Annotated in this window: 13 protein-coding genes; 11 read left to right on the top strand and 2 right to left on the bottom strand. The window is 73.2% G+C overall.

Annotated features, from left to right (window positions below):
- Positions 1-636 precede the first annotated feature (636 nt).
- The 3 genes from ACYVOO_RS35990 to ACYVOO_RS36000 all read left to right on the top strand — a co-directional run bounded on the left by ACYVOO_RS35990 (position 637) and on the right by ACYVOO_RS36000 (position 3,232).
- Positions 637-1,149 (top strand): GNAT family N-acetyltransferase, encoded by a 513-nt coding sequence (locus ACYVOO_RS35990; protein ID WP_461019939.1) that lies wholly within the window; start codon positions 637-639, stop codon positions 1,147-1,149.
- Positions 1,142-2,011, top strand: coding sequence for a class I SAM-dependent methyltransferase (locus ACYVOO_RS35995; RefSeq protein ID WP_461019940.1), 870 nt, complete (start codon positions 1,142-1,144; stop codon positions 2,009-2,011). The genes ACYVOO_RS35990 and ACYVOO_RS35995 overlap by 8 nt, the downstream gene beginning before the upstream one ends.
- Before the next feature lie 174 nt (positions 2,012-2,185).
- A complete protein-coding gene (locus ACYVOO_RS36000) occupies positions 2,186-3,232 on the top strand; it encodes a methyltransferase (protein ID WP_461019941.1) in 1,047 nt (348 codons plus the stop codon).
- A 260-nt stretch (positions 3,233-3,492) separates the two neighbouring features.
- Here ACYVOO_RS36000 and ACYVOO_RS36005 read toward each other — a convergent pair whose 3' ends face one another.
- Positions 3,493-4,509 (bottom strand): Gfo/Idh/MocA family protein, encoded by a 1,017-nt coding sequence (locus tag ACYVOO_RS36005; protein ID WP_461019942.1) that lies wholly within the window; start codon positions 4,507-4,509, stop codon positions 3,493-3,495.
- Between the two features lie 137 nt (positions 4,510-4,646).
- Between ACYVOO_RS36005 and ACYVOO_RS36010 the strand changes: the two genes are divergently transcribed.
- The 8 genes from ACYVOO_RS36010 (at position 4,647) to ACYVOO_RS36045 (ending at position 14,402) form a co-directional block, all read left to right on the top strand.
- Positions 4,647-5,366 (top strand): GntR family transcriptional regulator, encoded by a 720-nt coding sequence (locus ACYVOO_RS36010; RefSeq protein ID WP_461020064.1) that lies wholly within the window; start codon positions 4,647-4,649, stop codon positions 5,364-5,366.
- 1,334 nt (positions 5,367-6,700) lie between these two features.
- A complete protein-coding gene (locus ACYVOO_RS36015; protein WP_461019943.1) occupies positions 6,701-8,110 on the top strand; it encodes a hypothetical protein in 1,410 nt (469 codons plus the stop codon).
- 101 nt (positions 8,111-8,211) lie between these two features.
- The gene (locus ACYVOO_RS36020; protein ID WP_461019944.1) at positions 8,212-9,219 is read left to right on the top strand and encodes a sugar ABC transporter substrate-binding protein; all 1,008 of its coding nucleotides are present in this window, start codon (positions 8,212-8,214) and stop codon (positions 9,217-9,219) included.
- A 238-nt stretch (positions 9,220-9,457) separates the two neighbouring features.
- Entirely contained in the window at positions 9,458-10,426 is a 969-nt protein-coding gene (locus tag ACYVOO_RS36025) for a sugar ABC transporter substrate-binding protein (RefSeq protein ID WP_461019945.1), read from the top strand.
- A complete protein-coding gene (locus tag ACYVOO_RS36030) occupies positions 10,423-11,517 on the top strand; it encodes an ABC transporter permease (RefSeq protein WP_461019946.1) in 1,095 nt (364 codons plus the stop codon). Before ACYVOO_RS36025 ends, ACYVOO_RS36030 begins: the two co-directional genes overlap by 4 nt.
- Positions 11,514-12,428 carry an ATP-binding cassette domain-containing protein gene (locus ACYVOO_RS36035; protein WP_461019947.1) on the top strand — a complete coding sequence of 305 codons (915 nt, stop codon included), beginning with the start codon at positions 11,514-11,516 and terminating at the stop codon, positions 12,426-12,428. Before ACYVOO_RS36030 ends, ACYVOO_RS36035 begins: the two co-directional genes overlap by 4 nt.
- A gap of 265 nt (positions 12,429-12,693) precedes the next feature.
- The gene (locus ACYVOO_RS36040) at positions 12,694-13,857 is read left to right on the top strand and encodes an ROK family glucokinase (protein ID WP_461020065.1); all 1,164 of its coding nucleotides are present in this window, start codon (positions 12,694-12,696) and stop codon (positions 13,855-13,857) included.
- A gap of 2 nt (positions 13,858-13,859) precedes the next feature.
- Positions 13,860-14,402, top strand: a complete 543-nt coding sequence (locus ACYVOO_RS36045) for a hypothetical protein (RefSeq protein ID WP_461019948.1) — start codon at positions 13,860-13,862, stop codon at positions 14,400-14,402.
- 79 nt (positions 14,403-14,481) lie between these two features.
- Here the strand turns inward: ACYVOO_RS36045 and ACYVOO_RS36050 are convergent, their stop codons facing one another.
- Positions 14,482-19,962 carry a type I polyketide synthase gene (locus ACYVOO_RS36050; RefSeq protein WP_461019949.1) on the bottom strand — a complete coding sequence of 1,827 codons (5,481 nt, stop codon included), beginning with the start codon at positions 19,960-19,962 and terminating at the stop codon, positions 14,482-14,484.
- Between the last annotated feature and the right edge of the window lie 118 nt (positions 19,963-20,080).

Genomic DNA, 20,080 nt, shown 5'->3' on the forward strand with positions numbered 1-20,080 from the left:
TATCGGCCGGTTCCACTTGTTGTGGGCAAGCGTCCCGCTCGGCGGGACGGGTGGGCACAACCCGTGCCACCGGCCCGCAGCATGTGAACGAAACCCCAGGGGGCAATCGGGTAGGGACCGTAGGTCCCGTTCTGGGGGTGGGCGTCAGCCGATCCGGGGTGGAGGTGGGCCACCGGCGGGACGGGGACGGGGTGGGGTGTCCCCGCAGGTCGAGAAAGTCACCGGCGGAAAGCCGAACACGAGACCTTCACGCCGAGGAGACACCCCACCCCGGCACCGGACACCCCGCACCCACGCGCCCACAACCACGGCCGAAACCCGGAATCACGCGGCGCCAGCCGCGACGTACCGGTCCATAGGCCGCGCCGTAGCCACCGGCCCGGCAGCCGAACACGGTGCCAAGCCACACGACGGCACCCCCGGACAGGGGCACAAAAATCGGCGCGGGACCCTACGGCACCCACCACACCGGCCGACCGTCCCGCGCAACACCCCCGGACAACCAGAACCCCCCGTTTCTGCCCCCCGAACGATGCGACCGTAATGCCCCGTTCTGTGCTCACGAATCTCGGAATTGCCGCACGGGCAGAGGCATCGGCCCGCACGGCGCACCGCGAGGTCTTTAGGGTGAGGCGAATGAGGATCAGCGAGTGCCGGGAAGAAGACCTCGTACTGCTCGACGAGCACATGCCGTCTTCGGGCGCCACCTCGCACCACGCCGTTCGCTACGCCCGCCACAGCGCGGGGACCAGCACTTTTCTGGTGGCCTGGCGGGACCAGGTGCCCGTCGGATGCTGCGAGGTGCGCTGGGACGGATGCGCGGCCCCCGAGATCAGAGCGGCCCATCCGGGCTGTCCCGAGATCAACGGCCTGGCCGACTGGCCCGGTACCTTGCGCTCCCAGGGCGTCGGCACCGGACTGATCGCGGCGGCCGAGAGACTCGCGAGACGCCGTGGCTGCGGCTGCGTCGGCCTCGGCGTCGAGAAGAACAACCCCCGCGCCGAAGCGCTCTACAAGCGGCTCGGCTACCGCCCGTCCGTGCCCTATCTCGACTGCTGGTCCTACGAGGACGGGTCGGGTCTGACCCATCGCGTCGCGGACGCCTGTATCTTCATGGTCAAGACCTTCGCGGGGCCCGAGGATGACTGACTCGGCCCCGTTCTCGTTTCCGGGCCCGCCTTCCGGGTCCGACGCGGCCCCCGCCCCCGCCCGTACCTTCGACGCGGCGCTCGAAGCCTGGCGCGCCTGGCAGGAGAGCCCCTGGGGCCGGCTGCGTTACACGCTGGCCGAGGCCAACCTCCTCCGCCACCTCCACCCTGCCGCCGGTGCCCCCGTGCGCGTGCTGGACCTCGCGGGCGCCGACGGCGGTGACGCGCTGCGGCTCGCCCGCCTCGGCCACCACGTCACCCTCGTCGACTACGCGCCGGGCATGCTCGCCGCCGCGCGCGAGCGGGCGCGGCAGGCCGGGATCGCCGCGCTGCTGGAGACCGTCGAGGCCGACGTCTTCCGGCTCCCCGGCTCCGTGACAGGCCGCGCCTACGACGTGGTGCTGTGCCACAACCTCCTCCAGTACCAGGAGGATCCCGCGCCCGCGCTGCGCGTGGCCGTGCCGCTGGTGAGGCCGGGCGGTGTGCTGTCCGTCATGGCGCTCAACCGGCACGCCATGCCCCTCGCCCACGCCGTACGCGACCTGGACCCGGCGGCGGCGCTCGCCTCCCTCGGGCAGCGGCACGCGCACGGCGACACCTTCGACACCCCGCTCACCCTGCACACGGCCGAGGAGATCGTCCCGCTGATGACGGCGCTCGGCTGCACGGACATCGAGCACTGCGGCATCCGCACGGTCAACGACCACATCACCGACGACGCGCGCAAGCACGACCCCGCCTTCTTCGCGGACCTGGAGGCGCTGGAACTGGCGCTCAGCGCGCGCATGCCCTACCCCCACACGGCGAAGATCTTCCAGCTCCTGGCCCGCGTCGGCGCGCCGGTGGCGGTGACCGCTCGCTGACGCAGGTGACGCGTGGTGAGCCGGGTAAGAATGTGGACGTGACGTGTACTTGTGACGGTTCGGTGAACCTGGCGCCCGCGCCGCGCGTACGCACCGGGGACCGCCGCCCGACGCGTCCCCGCCGGTTCCGTTCCGTCGGTCCCGTCGGCCCGTCCGCCGCGCCAGGAGGCACACATGGAGACACCCGAAGCCCTGCTCATGGACTCGCTCATGGGAACGGTGCGGACACAGGCGCTGCGGACCGCCATCGAACTGGGTATCCCCGGACTGCTCTCCAGAGGCCCCCGCTCGGCCGGCGCCCTCGCCGTCGACTGCGGCTGCGACCCCGTCGCGATGCGGCGCCTGCTGTTCAGCCTGGCCGCCTCCGGGGTGCTGGAGGAGACCCCGGAGGGCTGGTTCGGGCTGACGCGCGTGGGCGCGTGCCTGCGTCCCGGGAGCAAGGGCGGCATCCGCGAGTACGTGCAGTTCGTCTGCGACGACGCGCTGCCCGCCGCGGCCCATCTGACGGAGCTGGTGCGCACGGGGCGGGGCGGCAGCGCCTTCGAGGCCGCCAAGGGGCGCCCGTTCTTCGCCCACCTCGCCGAGGACCGCGAGGCGGGGGCCCGCTTCGACGCCGCGATGAACGTCTCCGTCAGCGGACTGCGGGACGGCATTCTCGACCGTGACTGGCGCGTCTCGCGCACCGTCGCCGACGTCGGCGGCGGAACCGGCAGGCTGCTGGCCGAACTCCTCGTCCGCCACCCCCACCTGACGGCCTGGCTGTGCGAGCAGCGGCACGTGCTGGACGCGGCCGGGCCCGTCCTCACGGAGGCCGGTGTGGAGGACCGCTGCGTGCTGGCGCCCTGCGACTTCTTCACCGAGGTCCCCGAGGGCCTGGACGTCTACCTGCTCGTACGGGTCCTGCACGACTGGGACACCGAGCGCGCCTCGCGCGTCCTCGCCGCCGTGCGCGCCGCGATGCGCCCCGACTCCCGGCTGCTCGTCGCCGACCTGCTGCTGCCCTCCAGCCCCGACGCGGAGGGCGCGGCCTGGCGCGCCGCGTATGACCTCTACATCAACCTCCTGCTGCCCGGCTACGAGCGCACCGCCCAGCAGTGGCACGACCTGCTCGCCTCCAGCGGCTTCCGCATCGAACGCACCACGGAGGCGGGCTGGCGCGGCAGCCTCCTGGAGTGCGTGCCGGATGTGTCTGACGTGCCGGAGGCACCGGGCGAGGGGTGACCCGTCCGCGCGGCTCACCCGGCGGCGCGCTCCGGCGACGGTCCGTACGTGAACCGGCCCGGCGGAACCGGCTGACGCGCCGGGGCGGGCCGGGCACGTACCCGGCCGCGAGGGCGCGGAGCACCGTACGGCGCATGGCCGCAGCCCTCGCGGAGGCTCCCGTACCGCACTCCTCGGCCGCCGCCGCCCGGCAGCCGCACCGGATCGCGTGAACGCGGCCCGCGCGGTCGGCACGACTGGAGCAGCCGACCCGGACCTGATCAGCCCGGATCGGCCCCCACCTCGGCGATCCGCACCGCACGCCCCTCGCGCCGCGACACCTCGCACGCCTCCGCGACCCGCAGCGCCTCCCACGCCTCGTAGCCGTCGCACGGGTTGGCGGTCTCGCCGCGCACGGCCCGGAGGAAGGCGGCGAGTTCGGCCTCGTACGCGGGAGCGAAGCGCTCCAGGAAGCCCGGCCAGGGCTTGTCGGTCGCGGGCGCGCCCGTCGGCTCGACGGAGGTCAGCGGGGTGCGCGGGTCGAGGCCGACCGCGATCTGGTCGCGCTCGCCCGCCAGCTCCATGCGTACGTCGTACCCGGCGCCGTTCACACGCGTCGCCGTGGCCGTGCACAGGGTGCCGTCGTCCAGGGTGAGGAGCGCGGCGGCGGTGTCCACGTCGTCGGCTTCGCGGAACATCCCGGGCCCGGCGTCCGAGCCCGCCGCGTACACGGACACCACCTCGCGGCCCGTCACCCAGCGCAGCGCGTCGAAGTCGTGGACGAGGCAGTCGCGGTAGAGGCCGCCGGAGAGCGGCAGATAGGCGGCGGGCGGCGGCGCCGGGTCGGAGGTGACGGCCCGCACGGTGTGCAGCCGCCCCAGCCTGCCGGAGCGCACGGCCTCACGGGCCGCCGCGTAGCCCGCGTCGAACCGGCGCATGAAGCCGATCTGGAGGAGGGCGCCCGCGGCGTCGACCGTACGCAGCGCCGCCAGCGTTCCCGGCAGATCGAGGGCGATGGGCTTCTCGCAGAACACGGGCATCCCCCGCCCGGCCGCCGCCGTGATCAGCTCCGCGTGCGAAGCGGTGGCGGAGGCGATCACCACGGCGTGGGGTCGCGCCGCGAACAGCCCGGCGGGCGACGACGTGGCGGTGGCCTTCGCGCCGAGCTCGGACGCCACCTCGGCGGCGCGCGCGGCGTCCGCGTCCGCGAGGAGCAGTTCGGTCACCGCGGGGTGCGCGGTGAGCGTACGGGCGTGGAAGGCGCCGATCCGGCCGGTTCCGATGAGTCCGATGCGCATGACGCCTACGCTCGCCCGGCCCGAGGCGCACTGTCAACGCTTTGTCCTGACAATCGAACGTGCCGCTTCCTGTGGCACCGCCGGGGCACTACGCTCCCCCCGTGGCCAAGAATGATCCCGTCGACCTCCAGTTCAGCGTGGACCGCAGCAGTCCCGTCCCGCTGTACTTCCAGCTCTCGCAGCAGCTGGAGACCGCCATCGAGCGCGGCAAGCTCGCTCCCGGCAGCCTGCTCGGTAACGAGATCGAACTGGCCGGACGGCTTGGCCTCTCCCGTCCGACCGTCCGGCAGGCCATCCAGGCGCTCGTCGACAAGGGCCTGCTCGTGCGGCGGCGCGGGATCGGCACACAGGTGGTGCACAGCCAGGTCAAGCGCCCGCTGGAGCTGAGCAGCCTCTACGACGACCTGGAGGCGGCCGGTCAGCGTCCGGCGACGCGGGTGCTGCGCTACGACACGGTCGAGGCCACGGCCGAGGTCGGTGCGGCCCTCGGGGTGGCCGAGGGCGCCGAGGTCAGGCTCGTCGAACGGCTCCGGCTCACGCACGGCGAGCCCATGGCGTACATGCGCAACCATCTGCCGCTGGAACTGCTCGGCGCGGAGGGCACGGCGCTGGAGTCCACGGGGCTCTACCGGATGCTGCGCGGGCAGGGGATCACGCTGCACAGTGCGCGGCAGTCCGTCGGGGCGCGGGCCGCGGCGGCGGACGAGGGTGAGCTGCTCGGTGAGCCCGAGGGGGCGCCGCTCCTCACGATGGAGCGCACCACGTACGACGACACGGGCCGCCCCGTGGAACACGGCTCCCACCTCTACCGCGCCTCACGCTACGCCTTCGAGTTCCAACTCCTGGTCCGCCCGTAGGGGGCCCCTTCGCGGGGTGCGGAAGGAAACGGGGGTGGGTGCCCCTGCACGCTGGTGCGCCCCTTCGCGGGGTGCGGGGTGATGGTCACACGGGGTGCGCGGCCTCACGGGGGTGCGCCTGGTGTGGGTGCCCCTTTGGGGTCTCGTTCGCGTGCTGCGGCCCGGTGGCACGGGTTGTGCCCACCCTCCCCCAGCTACCGCTGGGAGGTGCCCCCTCGCCAGCGGGACGCTTGCCCACAACTTTTTGGCGCCGTCGCCCGGCGGGGGTGTCCCTGGGTGCGTCTTGGGGTTTCGTTTCCGGGTGCGAGTGGGTGGCTTCGGCGCGGCGTGTGGTTGCGGTGCGGTGCGGCTGGCGCCGCGTGGTTCTTGGCTTGTGCCGGTGGTCGTGTGGGGTGCGTGGGTGCGGGGTGTCCGGTGCCGGGGTGGGGTGTCTCCTCGGCGTGAAGGTCTCGTGTTCGGCTTTCTGCCGGTGACTTGCTCGTCCTGCGGGGACACCCCACCCCGTCCCCGTCCCGCCGGTGGCCCGCTATCCGGTTCCGGGTGCGCCAATGCCCACCCCACTTCGCGGGGTGCGACTGTCCCCTTGCCGTGTGGTGGCACCAACCCCAGCGCGGGACCTCCGGTCCCCCAGCCGGGGTGCGTAGCCCGGTGCCCCTTTGGGGTCTCGTTCGCGACTGCGGGCCGGTGGCACGGGTTGTGCCCACCCGTTCCGCCATGCGGAACGCCTGCCCACAACAGGGGTGGCCGGGGCCCTCTCCGGCACGGCGCCGGGACGGGTCCGCAGCAGTGGGGCGCCGTCGCCGCCAGGGGGCCGCCCGTGGCAGGGGCGGAGGCCCTTCGGCGCGGCGCCGGGAGTGGGCGCATGGTGGTGGCGCATCGGTGCCGACGAGGCACCGGTGCACAGCGTGGGAACAAGCGGAGGGGGCACCGGCCGATAGTTGGCCACCGGGTGGGAGGGGACGTGGTGGGGTGTCCCCGCAAGTGGTGGCGACGAGTATGTGCAGGCAGCCGAAAAGCCGACCCGCACTTGTCGCCAACCCCATAACCACCGGCCCGAGCCGAGAATCACGCGGCGCAAGCCGCGATGCACCGCAACCACACGCCGCGCCGTAGCCACCGGCCAGGCAGCCGAACACGGCGCCAAGCCATACGACCGCACCCCCGGGCAGGGGCACAAAAATTGGCGCGGGACCCTACGGCACCCACCACACCGGGGAACCGTCCCGCGCAACACCCCCGGCGAACGGGGCAACCCCCCCCGTTTCCTTCCGCACCCCGCGAAGGGGACCCGCGAAGGGGACCCCCTTTCGGGTGGCAAGGCGGATAATAGGGACATGGCACTCCACGCCGTTCGCCCCCGTACCCGCACCCACCGCCCGCGCGGAGGGGGACCCCTCGCGGCCCTGGTGACCTTCCTTCTCGCCGCCGTCACCCTGCTCGCCATGGCGACCTCCGCAGGAGCCGCGCCCGGCGCCTCGGGCCCCGCCACCCCCGAGGAGATCGGGAAGGCGCTGCGCGAGCGCCCCGTCTACGTGGACGAGCGCGCCCGCGACCGGCTCGGCGCGGCCGACCAGCGCGCCCTCTCCGAGCGCATCGAGTCGGCGGGCGAGCCCGTCTACGTCGTGGTGCTGCCCAAGGACGCCGCGTACCACCAGCGCACCGTCATCTCCGACATCCGCGAGGCGACGGGCCGCGCCGGCGTCTACGGCGTGCTGCTCGGCGAGCAGTTCGGTGCCGCCTCCGACACCTCGCTCATGCCGGGCGACAGGGCTCGGGACCTGGCGCGCGAGACCGAGCGCCGGAGCGGCGCGGTGGACGCCGCGGCGCTGACCGGGTTCGCCGACCGCGCCGCCGCCTCCGTCGGAGAGGGCGCGGGCGGCACGTCAGGCGGCGCCGGGCGCGCGGACACCGGCGGGTCCGGCGCCGTGGGCACGGTGCTCGGGGTGCTGCTGCTCGGCGGCATGGCGGCGGCGGTGCTCTTCGTCGGCCGCGGCGCCGTGCGCGCCCGCAAGGAAGAGGCGGCCGAGCTGGCGCGGGTGAAGGCGACGGTGGACGAGGACGTCACCTCCTACGGCGAGGAGCTGGACCGGCTCGACTTCGCACCCTCCGCGCCGGGCGGCGCCTCACCGGAGGAGAACGAAGCGCTCGTCGCGGAGTACGGCGCGGCCCTCGACGCCTACGAGGAGGCCAAGGCGGCCATGGCCCGGGTGCGGACGCCGCGCGATGTGCGGGAGGTGACCAGCGCGCTGGAGGGCGGCAGGTTCGCCCTCGCCACGCTGCGCGCCCGCCGCGCGGGCGAGCCGCTGCCCGAGCACCGCGCGCCCTGCTTCTTCGACCCCCGGCACGGCCCGTCCGCCGAGGACCGCGAGTGGAGCCCCGAGGGCGGTGCCCCGCGCCCCGTCCCGGTCTGCGCCGCCGACGCGGCCCGGCTGGACGACGGCGAGCCGCCGATGGCCCGCCACGTCGAGACGGCGGGCGGGCGCCGCCCGTACTGGGAGGCGGGTCCCGCGTACGGGCCGTGGGCCGGAGGATTCTTCGGCGGCTACGGCACGACAGTGGTCTCCGGCATGCTCATCGGCACGATGCTCGGCTCCGCCATGGGCGCGGGCACGGCCTGGGCGGGCGACGGCGGCGGCTACGGCGGGGACGGGTTCGGTGGGGACGGCTTCGGTGGCGGCGGATTCGACGGGGGCTTCGGAGGCGGTGGCCTCGGCGGGGGCGGCGGGTTCGACGGCGGGTTCTGATGCCGCACGGCCCCGGCCCTCGGCGGCCGGGGTCCGGGGGCCGGTTGAGAATGTTCGGACAAAGTATTGACGCTGTCATGGCGCCCCGCTAGAACTCCGCCATGGTGCTTCGGCGTACAGCACGTACAGCGGCAGTCCTGGCCACAGCGGCGCTCCTCGCGACCGGATGCAGCGGTTCCGGCGGCAAGGGCGCCGAGGACGAGGACGAGGACAAGGGCGGTGGCGGCGGGGGCAAGGGCGTCAGTACGCCCCGGCTCACGATCGCGATGGTGTCGCACTCCGGGGAGGGCGACACGTTCTGGGACATCGTCCAGAGCGGCGCCAAGGAGGCGGCCCGCAAGGACAACGTCGAGTTCGACTACGCGCACCACAAAGAGGGCGGCAAGCAGGCGCAGCTCGTGCAGGCCGCCATCGACAAGGACGTCGACGGGCTCATCGTGACTCTGGCCAAGCCCGACGCGCTCAAGGGCGTCGTCAAGAAGGCCGTCGACGCGGGCATCCCCGTCGTCACCATCAACTCCGGCGGCCAGTTCTCGGCCGGGCTCGGCGCGCTCACCCACATCGGCCAGGACGAGGCCGTGGCGGGCGAGGCGGTCGGCGAGGAGCTGAGCGAGCGGGGGAAGAAGAAGGTGCTCTGCGTCATCCACGAGCAGGGCAACGTCTCCCTGGAGGAGCGCTGCGACGGCGCGGAGAAGACCTTCGACGGCGAGCTGGAGACGCTCAACGTGGACGGCACGAACATGCCGGGCTTCCAGTCCTCCGTCGAGGCCAGGCTCCAGGCCGACGAGGACATCGACGCGGTCCTCACCCTCGGCGCCCCCTTCGCCGCCACCTCGGCCAAGGCGAAGGAGCGCGCGGGCAGCGAGGCGGAGATCGACACCTTCGACCTGAACGCGCAGGTCGTCAAGGAGATGAAGGCGGGGCGCATCGGCTTCGCCGTGGACCAGCAGCCGTTCCTCCAGGGGTACGAGGCCGTCGACGCGCTGTGGCTGCACGCCTACAACGCCAACGCGCTGGGCGGCGGCAAGCCCGTGCTCACCGGGCCCGAGATCGTCACGCGCGAGGACGTGCCGGAGCTGGAGAAGTACACCGGGCGCGGGACCCGGTGACGGCCCCCCGGGCAGCGGTGACGGATACTTGTGCGGAGATCGGGAGTGATCGGGTCAGGGACGGCCGCAGCGATCACCGGGACGATCGGCCGAAGCACCCGCACCGAGAGGGCAGAACCGCGTGTCCACGCTGGAGAGGTTCCGTACGGCTCACAAGGGGCGCACGGGAAGTGAGGGCCGCCGGAGCCGCCGGGGACGCGCGGCGGTACGGACGACGGTACGGGCGACGGGGGCCGTCATGGCGGCCGTGATCGCCGCGAGCCTCGCGGGGTGCAGCAGCACCGGCGGCAAGCGCGCCGAGGAGGAGCGCAACGCCGCCGCCTCGGGCAAGGCCAACGTGGACACGCCGCGCTGGAAGGTGGCCATGGTCACCCACTCCGGTGACGGCGACACGTACTGGGACATCGTCCAGAACGGCGCCAAGCAGGCGGCCGCGAAGGACAACATCGAGTTCCTGTACTCCCACGACAAGGAGGGCGGCCAGCAGGCGCAGCTCGTGCAGGCCGCCATCGACAACGACGTGGACGGGCTCATCGTGACCCTGGCCAAGCCCGACGCGCTCAAGGGCGCCGTCAAGAAGGCCGTCGCGGCGGGCATCCCGGTGATCACGATCAACTCGGGGCAGGACGTCTCCAAGGAGTACGGCGCGCTCACCCACATCGGCCAGGACGAGTCCATGGCGGGCGAGGCGGTCGGCGAGGAGCTGAACAAGCGCGGCAGGAAGAAGGCCGTCTGCCTCCTGCACGAGCAGGGCAACGTGGGCCACGAGGAGCGCTGCCGAGGCGTCCGCAAGACCTTCGACGGCAAGGTCCAGGACCTGTACGTGGACGGCACGAACATGCCGGGCGTCCAGTCCTCCGTCGAGGCCAAGCTCCAGTCGGACAGTAAGGTCGACACCGTCGTGACCCTCGGCGCGCCCTTCGCGGCCACGGCAGCCAAGGCGGCGAAGGACGCGGGCAGCGAGGCCGAGATCGACACCTTCGACCTGAACGACCAGGTCGCCGCGGGCCTGGAGGACGGCTCGATCGGCTTCGCCGTCGACCAGCAGCCGTACCTCCAGGGGTACGAGGCCGTGGATCTGATGTGGCTGTACCGCTACAACGCCGACATGCTCGGCGGCGGCAAGCCGGTCCTCACGGGCCCGCAGATCCTGACCAAGAAGGACGCGGCGGCCCTCCAGAAGTACACGAAGCGAGGCACCCGATGACGGTGACGCCTACACCGGCGCCGACACCCGCTGCCGAGGGCGGGAACGGCAACGGGGACGGGGCGACGAAGGCGCCGGACGAGCGGATCGTGCACCGGCCGCTGTGGCGCAGGCTGATGAGCAGGCCCGAGCTGGGCGCCGTGGTCGGCGCGCTGGCCGTCTTCGTCTTCTTCTCCTTCGCCGCCGACAGCTTCCTGAAGGCTTCCAGCCTCTCGACGGTCCTCTACGCCTCCTCGACGATCGGCATCATGGCGGTGCCGGTGGCGCTGCTGATGATCGGCGGGGAGTTCGACCTGTCGACGGGCGTGATGGTCACCTCGTCGGCGCTGATCTCCTCGATGTTCAGCTACCAGATGACGGCGAACGTGTGGGTCGGCGTCGGCGTCTCGCTGCTGGTCACCCTCGCCATCGGCCTCTTCAACGGCTACATGCTGGTCCGTACGAAACTGCCGAGCTTCATCATCACGCTCGGCACCTTCCTCATGCTGACGGGCCTCAACCTCGGCCTCACCAAGCTGATCAGCGGCACCGTGTCCACCAAGACCATCGGCGACATGGAGGGCTTCGAGTCCGCGCGGACCCTCTTCGCCTCCCAGCTCAGCCTGGGCAGCGTGAACCTCCAGGTCACCGTGGTGTGGTGGATCGCGCTGGTGGCCCTGGCCACCTGGATCCTGCTGCGCACGAGGGCGGGCAACTGGATCTTCGCGGTCGGCGGCGGCGCCGACGCGGCCCGCGCGGTCGGCGTCCCCGTGGGCCGGACGAAGATCGGCCTGTATCTGGGCGTGGCGTTCGCCGCCTGGATCTCGGGCCAGCATCTGCTCTTCAACTACGACGTCGTCCAGTCGGGCGAGGGCGTCGGCAACGAGCTGATCTACATCGCCGCGGCCGTCATCGGCGGCTGTCTGCTGACCGGCGGCTACGGCTCGGCGGTCGGCGCCGCGGTCGGCGCCTTCATCTTCGGCATGGCGGACAAGGGCATCGTGTACGCGCAGTGGAGCCCGGACTGGTTCAAGTTCTTCCTGGGGGCGATGCTGCTGCTCGCCACCCTCCTCAACGCGTGGATCCGTAAGCGGGCGGAGGCGAGCCGATGACTGACGGCACCGAGAAGAACGACGGCACGAAGAAGGACGCCGTGGACGCCGTACCGGAAGCGGACCTCGTACCGGAGCCGGAGCCGGAGGCGGAGGCGGACGGGCCGCGTCCGCTCGTCGCGCTGCGCGACGTGAGCAAGTTCTACGGCAACATCAAGGCGCTGGAGGGCGTCTCGCTGGAGGTGCACCCCGGCGAGATCACCTGTGTGCTCGGCGACAACGGCGCGGGCAAGTCCACCCTCATCAAGATCATCGCGGGGCTGCACCAGCACGACACGGGCGGCTTCGCGATCGACGGCGAGGAGGCCCGGCTCGGCTCGCCCCGCGAGGCCCTGGACCGCGGCATCGCCACCGTCTACCAGGACCTCGCCGTCGTGCCCCTGATGCCGGTCTGGCGCAACTTCTTCCTCGGCTCCGAGCCGACGAAGGGCCGGGGCCCCTTCAAGCGCCTCGACGTCGCGCACATGCGCCGCACCACCCACAGCGAGCTGCTCCGCATGGGCATCGACCTGCGCGACGTGGACCAGCCGATCGGCACCCTCTCCGGCGGCGAGCGGCAGTGCGTGGCCATCGCGCGTGCCGTGTACTTCGGCGCGAAGGTGCTCGTCCTCGACGAGCCGACGGCCGCGCTCGGCGTCAAGCAGTCGGGCGTCGTGCTCAAGTACGTGGCCGCGGCACGTGACGCCGGTCTCGGCGTGGTCCTCATCACGCACAACCCGCACCACGCGTACCTCGTCGGCAACCGCTTCGTCCTGCTGAAGCGCGGCACGATGGCCGGGAGCCACACCAAGGAGCAACTGGAGCTGGACGAGCTGATCCGCCAGATGGCGGGCGGCAGCGAGCTGGAACAGCTCAGCCACGAGCTGGAACGCGCACCGTCCCCGCACCTGGGCGGCGGCATCACCGGCTGACGGGCCCCGTCACCGGCCGTCGAGCGCCGTCGCGCCGCGGTAAGGCACAATCGGCGACGCGGGACGGACCGGACTGGACCGGACCCGGACCGGACCGCACCGCTCCGTCCCGAGACCAGCAGCCACGCAGAGACGAGACGACGTTGCGCGCACGTACCCGCAGCCACCGCCCACGCCCCGCGTCAGGCGAGGAGGAGGGCGCGCGATGAGCAGCAGCATGAGCGGCAGCACGTACAGGGACGCGTACAGGGAGATGTACCGGGACATGCACCGGGACCGGAGCGGAGGCGGAGGCGGGGACCGCGTCTACCGCCGTACCGCGCCCAGCGCGAGCGTCCTGCGCACCGTCAGCACCCGCGAGCGCCGCTCCCACCTCTCCGCGCCCCGCGTGCCCACCGTCGGCATCGACATCGGCGGCACCAAGGTCATGGCGGGCGTCGTGGACGCCGACGGGAACATCCTGGAGCAGGTGCGCACCGAGACGCCCGAGAAGTCCAAGAGCCCCAAGGTCGTCGAGGACACCATCGCTGAGCTGGTGCTCGACCTGTCCGACAGGCACGACGTGCACGCCGTGGGCATCGGCGCCGCTGGCTGGGTGGACGCGGACCGCTCGCGCGTCCTGTTCGCGCCGCACCTCGCCTGGCGGGACGAGCCGCTGAAGGACGCGCTCACCGCGCGCCTGGCCGTGCCCGTCATGGTCGACAACGACGCCAACACCGCAGCCTGGGGCGAGTGGCGCTTCGGCGCTGGCCGTGGCGAGGACCACCTCGTGATGATCACGCTCGGTACGGGCATCGGCGGCGCGATCCTGGAGGAGGGCCGCGTCAAGCGCGGCAAGTACGGGGTCGCGGGCGAGTTCGGGCACATGCAGGTCGTGCCCGCTGGCCACCGCTGCCCGTGCGGCAACCGGGGCTGCTGGGAGCAGTACAGCTCGGGGAACGCACTGGTCAGAGAGGCCAGGGAGCTGGCAGCCGCCGAGTCGCCCGTCGCGTACGGGATCATCGACCGCGTCGGCGGCCGAGTCGACGACATCACCGGGCCCCTCATCACCGAGCTGGCCCGCGAGGGCGACGCCATGTGCGTCGAACTGCTCCAGGAGATCGGGACCTGGCTGGGCACGGGCATCGCCAACCTCGCCGCAGCGCTCGACCCCTCCTGCTTCGTGATCGGCGGCGGCGTCAGCGCCGCCGACGAGCTGCTGATCGACCCGGCACGCGCCGCCTTCCGCCGCCAGCTCACCGGGCGCGGCTACCGCCCCGAGGCCCGCATCGCGAAGGCCCAGCTCGGCCCCGAGGCGGGCATGGTCGGCGCCGCCGACCTGGCCAGGCTGGTGGCGCGCCGCTTCCGCCGCGCCAACCGGCGCCGCCTGGAGCGCTACGAACGCTACGAACGGGCCGCGGACAACCTGCGCAGGGCGGTCGGCCAGTGACCGTGTCCCGCGCCCCCCAGCGCCCGCCGCATCTGCCCCGGCACCGGGTGCTCACGCTGCTCATCGTCGTGCTGCTCATCGCGATCCCCGCGGGCTATCTCGTCATCTCCGCCTTCCAGAGCCGCGACAGCGGCGAGGACAAGGAGCGCAGCGCGGGCGCCACCAGCCTCACCTACCAGTGGCCGAGCAAGGTGCAGCGCCGCATCTACGACGTGCCGATCCCGCCGCTGTCCACCCGGGTCGGCTTCTACGAGGAGAACGCCTGGGACACCAGCAGCCTGTGGGTCCAGTTCCGCAACTCGGACCGGCGGCTGTCCCAGTTCCTCGCCGACCTCGGCACCAGCACGTCGGCCCTGGAGAAGGGCCGCGTCACCATCAGCGACAAGCGCGCCGAGAAGGTCGGCTGGGACCTGGACGAGGAGGGGCACACCTTCGCGGGCACCACCGTCGAGCAGTCGGGGGACCAGCCCGATCTGGCGATCACCGTCGACACGACGTTCGAGAACAGGCCGAGGGTCTACGTCGTGTCGAAGGCCGAGTTCTGACGTTCTGACGTTCTGACGGCGGCCCGTCGGCACGCGGGCATCCCCTCACCTTCACGAGTCACGAGTCACGAGTCACGAGTCATGAGCCGGTGCTGGTGCCGTCGTCGGCGTCCGTGTCCGGCGCGCTGTCCGTACGGTGGGCGAGCTGTTCCGTGAGGAAGTCCGCGATGGCCGTCGCGGTGGGCCGGTTCCACAGGAGGGTGGGCGGCAGGGGGAGCCCTGTGAGCCGCTGGAGCTGCCTGCGCAGGGTCACCGTCATGATCGAGTCCACGCCCATCTCGCTGAGCGGGCGGTGGGGATCGACGCCGGTGTCCGGGGTGCCCAGGACACCCGCCAGGGTGGAGCGGACCTCGTCGAGCACCACTCCGGGCAGCTCCCGCGTGGGCACCCGCTCCCACCGGTGCCGCGCGTCAGCGCCGTCGTCCGCCGCCTCCTGGGGCGCGGGCGGCTCCACCTCGCTCAGCACGGCGGGCCGGTCCTCCGCTGCGACGCCGGGCAGCAGCCGCAGCACCGCCATGTGCGGTTCGGCCGTGCCCGACGTCATCTCCCAGGCGGCCAGGGCGTCCTCGGCGGTGACGTCCGCCGTCCCGCGTGCCTCCAGTTCCGCGTCGATCGCGTCGGAGGACGTGGACATCCCCAGTCCGCGCCAGCTCGTCCACGCCATGCTCACCGTGTCGTTCGCCCCTGCGGCCCTGCGGTGGTGGGCGAGGGCGTCGAGGAAGGCGTTGGCCGCCGCGTAGAGGGTCTGGCCAGGCAGGTTCAGCAACTGCCCGGCGGAGGAGAAGAGGACGAGGAAGTCGAGGGAACCGGGCGGGAAGAGCTCGTGCAGCACGAGCCCGCCGAGCACCTTCGGACGGGTGACCTTCCGCAGGGATTCCTCGTCGCAGTCGCGCAGCCAGCGGTTGTCGGTCACACCGGCGGCGTGGACGATTCCGCGTACGGGCGGCATCTGGAGCCGTTCGGGGGCGAGTTGGGCCGAGAGTTCCTCGCGGTCGGTGACGTCGGCCGCGACCACCCGGACGGTCACACCGGCCGCCTCCAGGTCCCGGACCGCCTCCACGGCACGGGCGCCGCCGTCCTCGATGAGGCCGTCCCACTCCTCGCGGGGCGGCAGCCCGCGCCGCGAGAGCAGCAGCAGACGGCGCGCCCCGCGGCCGGCCAGCCAGTGGGCGACGCGCAGGCCCAGTGCGCCGAGACCGCCGGTGACCAGGTAGGTGCCGTCCGCCGAGCAGACGACCTCAGGACCGGCGTCCTCCGGCTCCGCGCCGTTCGTCGCCGGAGGGCGTGCCGCGCTGAGCCGTACGGTCTCCCGCCGCCCGTCGCGTACGGAGACCACCTCTTCGGCGCCGGGGTGCCGCAGCAGCGGAGGCAGCGCGGCGAGGTCGGCCTCCCCGGGGACCGTGGGCAGATCGATGACGCCGCCCCACATGTCGGGGTGCTCCGTCGAGCAGATGCGTCCGATGCCCCACAGCGGCGCGTGTGTCAGCGCGGCCCGCTGTTCCGCCTCACGTACTCCGAAGGTCAGGCACCAGACGCGGGTGGCGGCGCCGCCTTCCTGGCCCGCCCGGTTCTCCTGGTCCGCCAGCCGCTGGACGGTGTCGATGAGGCTGAGCGCGGCGCGGTCGGGGCCGCCCGTGTCCCTTCCGGGGTCGGTCAGCGGGGGCAGCAGGAGCAGCGCGTCGGGCGGCGCCGCGCCTTCGGGGAGGCCGGGTGCGCCGGAGGTGGAGAGGGAGATGCCCTGCTGTGCGCAGACGGCGCCGAGACGTCCGAGGAAGTCCTCGGCTTCCGGTGTCTCGGGTGTCTCGGGTGTCTCCGGGGCGACGACGTGGACGGAGCCGACCTCGCGCGGCAGCCCGGACGGGGCCGGGCACGCGCTCCAGCCCACCTTGTGCAGCAGGTCGGCCGGGGCGACGGAGTGGCCGGAGGCTTCCAGCGGCCGGTAGGTGAGCCCGGACAGCCGGGCGCACCCACGCTCCTGACCGTCCCCGTCCCCGTCAATGGTGACGTCGACGGTCCCGGAACCGTCGGGCCCCGGAGCGTGGAGGAGGCGGGCCCGGACCGTCGCACGGGCCGGTGGCGGGCCGCTCACCTCGGCCTCGTCGATACGCGCGGGCATGCGCAGGACCGGCTCCCCGGAGAAGACGACCGACGCCGTGGACAGCGCGGCGTCCAGCACCGATGCCCAGCTCGGAGCGGGCAGCGACGCACCGGGGTCCGCGGCGACCTCGGCGGTCAACGTGCGGCCGGTGCGCCGCAGTTCGTCGACGCGCCAGGGGAACCCCATCTCCGCCACCTGGAGTTCGGCCAGGCGGGTGACGACGTGGTCCGGCGGCAGCACCTCCACCTCCCGCGCCCCCTCGTCGGAGCTGCCGGGGCCGTCCGGGCCGTCCGGGCCGTCCGGCGGCAGCGGTGACCGCCCACCGCTCCCCGCCGGGTACTCGGCGAGGGCGCTGGTGTGTGTCACCCAGGTGTGATGTGTGCCGTCGGCCGGGTCGCTGCCGCCGCCGCTCCCGTTGCCGCCGTCCTCGCCGAGAAGACGGGTGCTGAGGGTGAGGGTGGCGTCCTGGTGCACCACCTGGAGGTCACGGTTCTCGCCGGTCGGTACGGGAGTGTGCAGCGCCACCTTGCGCAGCACCGGCCATGTGGAGCGCTCCGCCGCGGTGGCGCCCGCGGTGAAGAAGGTGGCCAGCAGCACAGCGGCCGGTACGATCTCGGTCCCCTGCACGGGGTGACGGCCGGGGAAGGGGCGGGTCTCCTCGTCGAGCCGGGTGCGCCACAGCAGCGCCGGGGTGGCCCCGCGCACCCGGGTGCGGTTGCCGAGGAGAGTGTGCGAGCCGGGGTCGTGCCCCGCACCGGCGTCGTCGCCGGAGGAGGGCGTCGCCCAGAAGCGCTCGTGCTGCCACACGGTGGTGGGCAGGTCGGGCGAGGGCCTGCGGGGGTGGCCGGGGTAGTGGGCGCTCCAGTCCACCGCGACGCCGTGGCAGTGCAGTCCGGCGAGGCCCCGCAGCGCTGTGGCGCGGGCCGGACGGCCGCGGCGGAGGGTGTGCGCGACGTAGCCGTCCTCCTCGCCCGAGGCCGCCAGCGCCTCGTCGACGGAGTGGGCGACCACCGGGTGGGGCGAGATCTCGAGGAAGTGCCGGTGCCCGTCCTCGAGGGCGGCCTCGACGGCCTGCTGGAAGCGGACCGGTTTGCGCAGGTTGGCGGCCCAGTACGCGCCGTCGCGCGGCGCCGTGCTGCGCGGTGACTCCAGCGCGGTGCTGTAGAGCGGAACGTCGGGCGGTGCGGGTTCGAGGCCGGAGACGAGCTGTGCGAGGCGGGGGCTCAGCGCTTCCATGTGCGGGCTGTGGAAGGCGACGTCGGAGTCGACGCGCCGCACCGTGATCTGCTCCTCCCGCCACTCAGCGGCCAGCGCGGCGACAGCCTCCGTCGCACCGGAGACGACGGTGGTGGCCGCGGAGGACGCCACCGCGGCCTTGACATCCTGGTGCCCCTTCACCCGCCGGGCCACCTCGTCGAACGGCAGACCCACCATGGCCATCGCGCCCTGACCCGTGACCCGTGCCAGCAGCGCTGAGCGGCGGCATGCCAGCCGTGCCCCGTCCCGCGCGTCGAGGACACCGGCCGCCACGGCCGCGGCGATCTCGCCGACCGAGTGCCCGATGACGGCCGCCGGGCGCACCCCCCAGCCGCGCCACACCGCCTGGAGCCCCGTCTGCACGGCGTAGAGGACCGACTGGATGCGTACGGTGTCGTCCGGCACCCCGTCGGCGAGCAGCGCGCGCAGCGAATACCCGGCCTCCTCGCGGTAGACGGGCTCCAGTTCCTCGATGACCCGGGCGAAGAGCGGTTCCTCGGCGAGCAGTTCCCGCCCCATCGCGGGCCACTGGGAACCGTGTCCGGAGAAGACCCACACCGGGTCGGCGGGTGCCCGTGGCGTCGGCACACTGCCCGTGAGGACCCGGGGGTGTTCCTCCTGCTTGGCCAGCGCCTCCAGGGCGGGCAGGACGTCGGCGGCTCCGGCGTCGCCGTCGGCCAGCACGGCCGCCCGCTCCCGCAGGTGTTCCCGCCGACGGGCCAGGGCGGCGCCCAGCTCGGCCACGTCCGTCCCCGGGTTCCGCTTCACGTACGCGGCGAGCTCGTCGGCGTACGCCCGCAGCCCCGCCGCGCTGCCGCCGCTGAGGAGCAACAGATGGCCGCCGCGGCTTCCCGCCTGCTCCGGGGGCGTGTCGGCGCCGGGGTGCCGCCGGGGCCGCGGGGCCTCTTCGAGGACGGTGTGCGCGATGGTGCCGCCGTACCCGTAACTGCCCACCCCTGCCAGGCGCGGCCGGGACCCGGACCGCCACGGAACGTTCCCGGTGACGAGCCGCAGGCCGTTCTCCTCCCACGGGATGCGCGGGTCGGGGCGGGTGGAGACCAGGGAGGCGGGGATCAGCTCGTGCTGGAGCGCGAGGACGGTCTTGATGACCCCGGCGGCCCCGGCGCCCGCTTCCAGGTGCCCGATGTTCGGCTTGGCGGAGCCGATCAGACACGGTTCGGACACCGCGCGCCCCTGGCCCAGCACGGTGCTCAGCGCGCCCGCTTCCACCGGGTCGCCCGTCGGGGTGCCGGTGCCGTGCGCCTCGACGTAGCCGACGTCGCGGGGGTTCACACCGGCGGTCTCGTAGGCGCGCCGCAGCAGATGCTCCTGGGCCTTCCGGCTCGGGCTCATGATGCCCTCGGTCCGCCCGTCCTGGTGGACCGCGGAGCCGCGGATGAGGGCGAGCACGTCGTCGCCGTCCTCGATGGCGGTGCTGAGCAGTTTCAGGACGACGATGCCGCAGCCCTCGCCGCGCCCGTAGCCGTCGGCTGACTCGTCGAACGCCTTGGACCGCCCGTCGGGCGAGGTGGCACCGGCCTCGTCGAGGACCACGGAAAGGCCAGGGCCCGCGACCAGCATGACGCCGCCCGCGAGCGCCAGCGGCCTCGCCTCGCCCGCCCGCAGCGCCTGGCACGCCTGGTGGATCGCCACCAGCGCCGAGGAGCACGCGGTGTCGACGGAGAGGCTCGGGCCGCGCAGGTCCAGGACGTGGGAGACGCGGTTGGCGACCGCGCACGGCGAACTGCCCACGCCCGTCCACGCCTCGATGTTCGGCAGGTCCTCCAGGAGACGGCGGCCGTAGTCGTCGGAGCCGACGCCGACGAAGACACCCGCGTCGCTGCCCTCCAGCCCGAGCGGCGGGACACCCGCGTGTTCCAGCGCCTCCCAGCACACCTCCAGCGCCAGGCGCTGCTGCGGGTCCATGAGGCGTGCCTCGCGCGCGGAGATGCCGAAGAAGGGGGCGTCAAAACCGGCGATGTCCTCCATGAAGGAGCCCCGGTCGGTCGTGCGCCGCAGCACGGCGGCGTGGCCGACGCCGCGCTCGTCGTACCCCTCCCACCGCTCGGGGGGAAGTTCTCGTACGGCCTCACGGCCCTCGCGCAGGAACGTCCAGAACTCCTGCGGCGAGTTGATCCCGGCGGCGAACCGGCAGCCCATGCCGACGACGGCGACGGGTTCCGGTGTCTCGGCTGGAGCACTCATGTGCTGTGTACCTGTACCTCTCGTGTGCAGCCTCGGGGAGGCGTGACGGCATGTCGCGTCACGCCTCGTCGGGAGGCGGGGCGGGGGTGGTGGGGGTGGGGTGCGCGTGAGGGCGTGG

Source organism: Streptomyces daliensis (assembly GCF_054782395.1).

Bases quoted from the DNA above. Each gene is read 5' to 3' on its own strand.
- ACYVOO_RS35990 (WP_461019939.1), top strand. From the start codon at position 637: ATGAGGATCAGCGAGTGCCGGGAAGAAGACCTCGTACTGCTCGACGAG.
- ACYVOO_RS36030 (WP_461019946.1), top strand. From the start codon at position 10,423: ATGACGGTGACGCCTACACCGGCGCCGACACCCGCTGCCGAGGGCGGG.
- ACYVOO_RS35995 (WP_461019940.1), top strand. From the start codon at position 1,142: ATGACTGACTCGGCCCCGTTCTCGTTTCCGGGCCCGCCTTCCGGGTCC.
- ACYVOO_RS36000 (WP_461019941.1), top strand. From the start codon at position 2,186: ATGGAGACACCCGAAGCCCTGCTCATGGACTCGCTCATGGGAACGGTG.
- ACYVOO_RS36050 (WP_461019949.1), bottom strand. From the start codon at position 19,962: ATGAGTGCTCCAGCCGAGACACCGGAACCCGTCGCCGTCGTCGGCATG.
- ACYVOO_RS36035 (WP_461019947.1), top strand. From the start codon at position 11,514: ATGACTGACGGCACCGAGAAGAACGACGGCACGAAGAAGGACGCCGTG.
- ACYVOO_RS36025 (WP_461019945.1), top strand. From the start codon at position 9,458: ATGGCGGCCGTGATCGCCGCGAGCCTCGCGGGGTGCAGCAGCACCGGC.
- ACYVOO_RS36005 (WP_461019942.1), bottom strand. From the start codon at position 4,509: ATGCGCATCGGACTCATCGGAACCGGCCGGATCGGCGCCTTCCACGCC.
- ACYVOO_RS36040 (WP_461020065.1), top strand. From the start codon at position 12,694: ATGCACCGGGACCGGAGCGGAGGCGGAGGCGGGGACCGCGTCTACCGC.
- ACYVOO_RS36015 (WP_461019943.1), top strand. From the start codon at position 6,701: ATGGCACTCCACGCCGTTCGCCCCCGTACCCGCACCCACCGCCCGCGC.
- ACYVOO_RS36020 (WP_461019944.1), top strand. From the start codon at position 8,212: ATGGTGCTTCGGCGTACAGCACGTACAGCGGCAGTCCTGGCCACAGCG.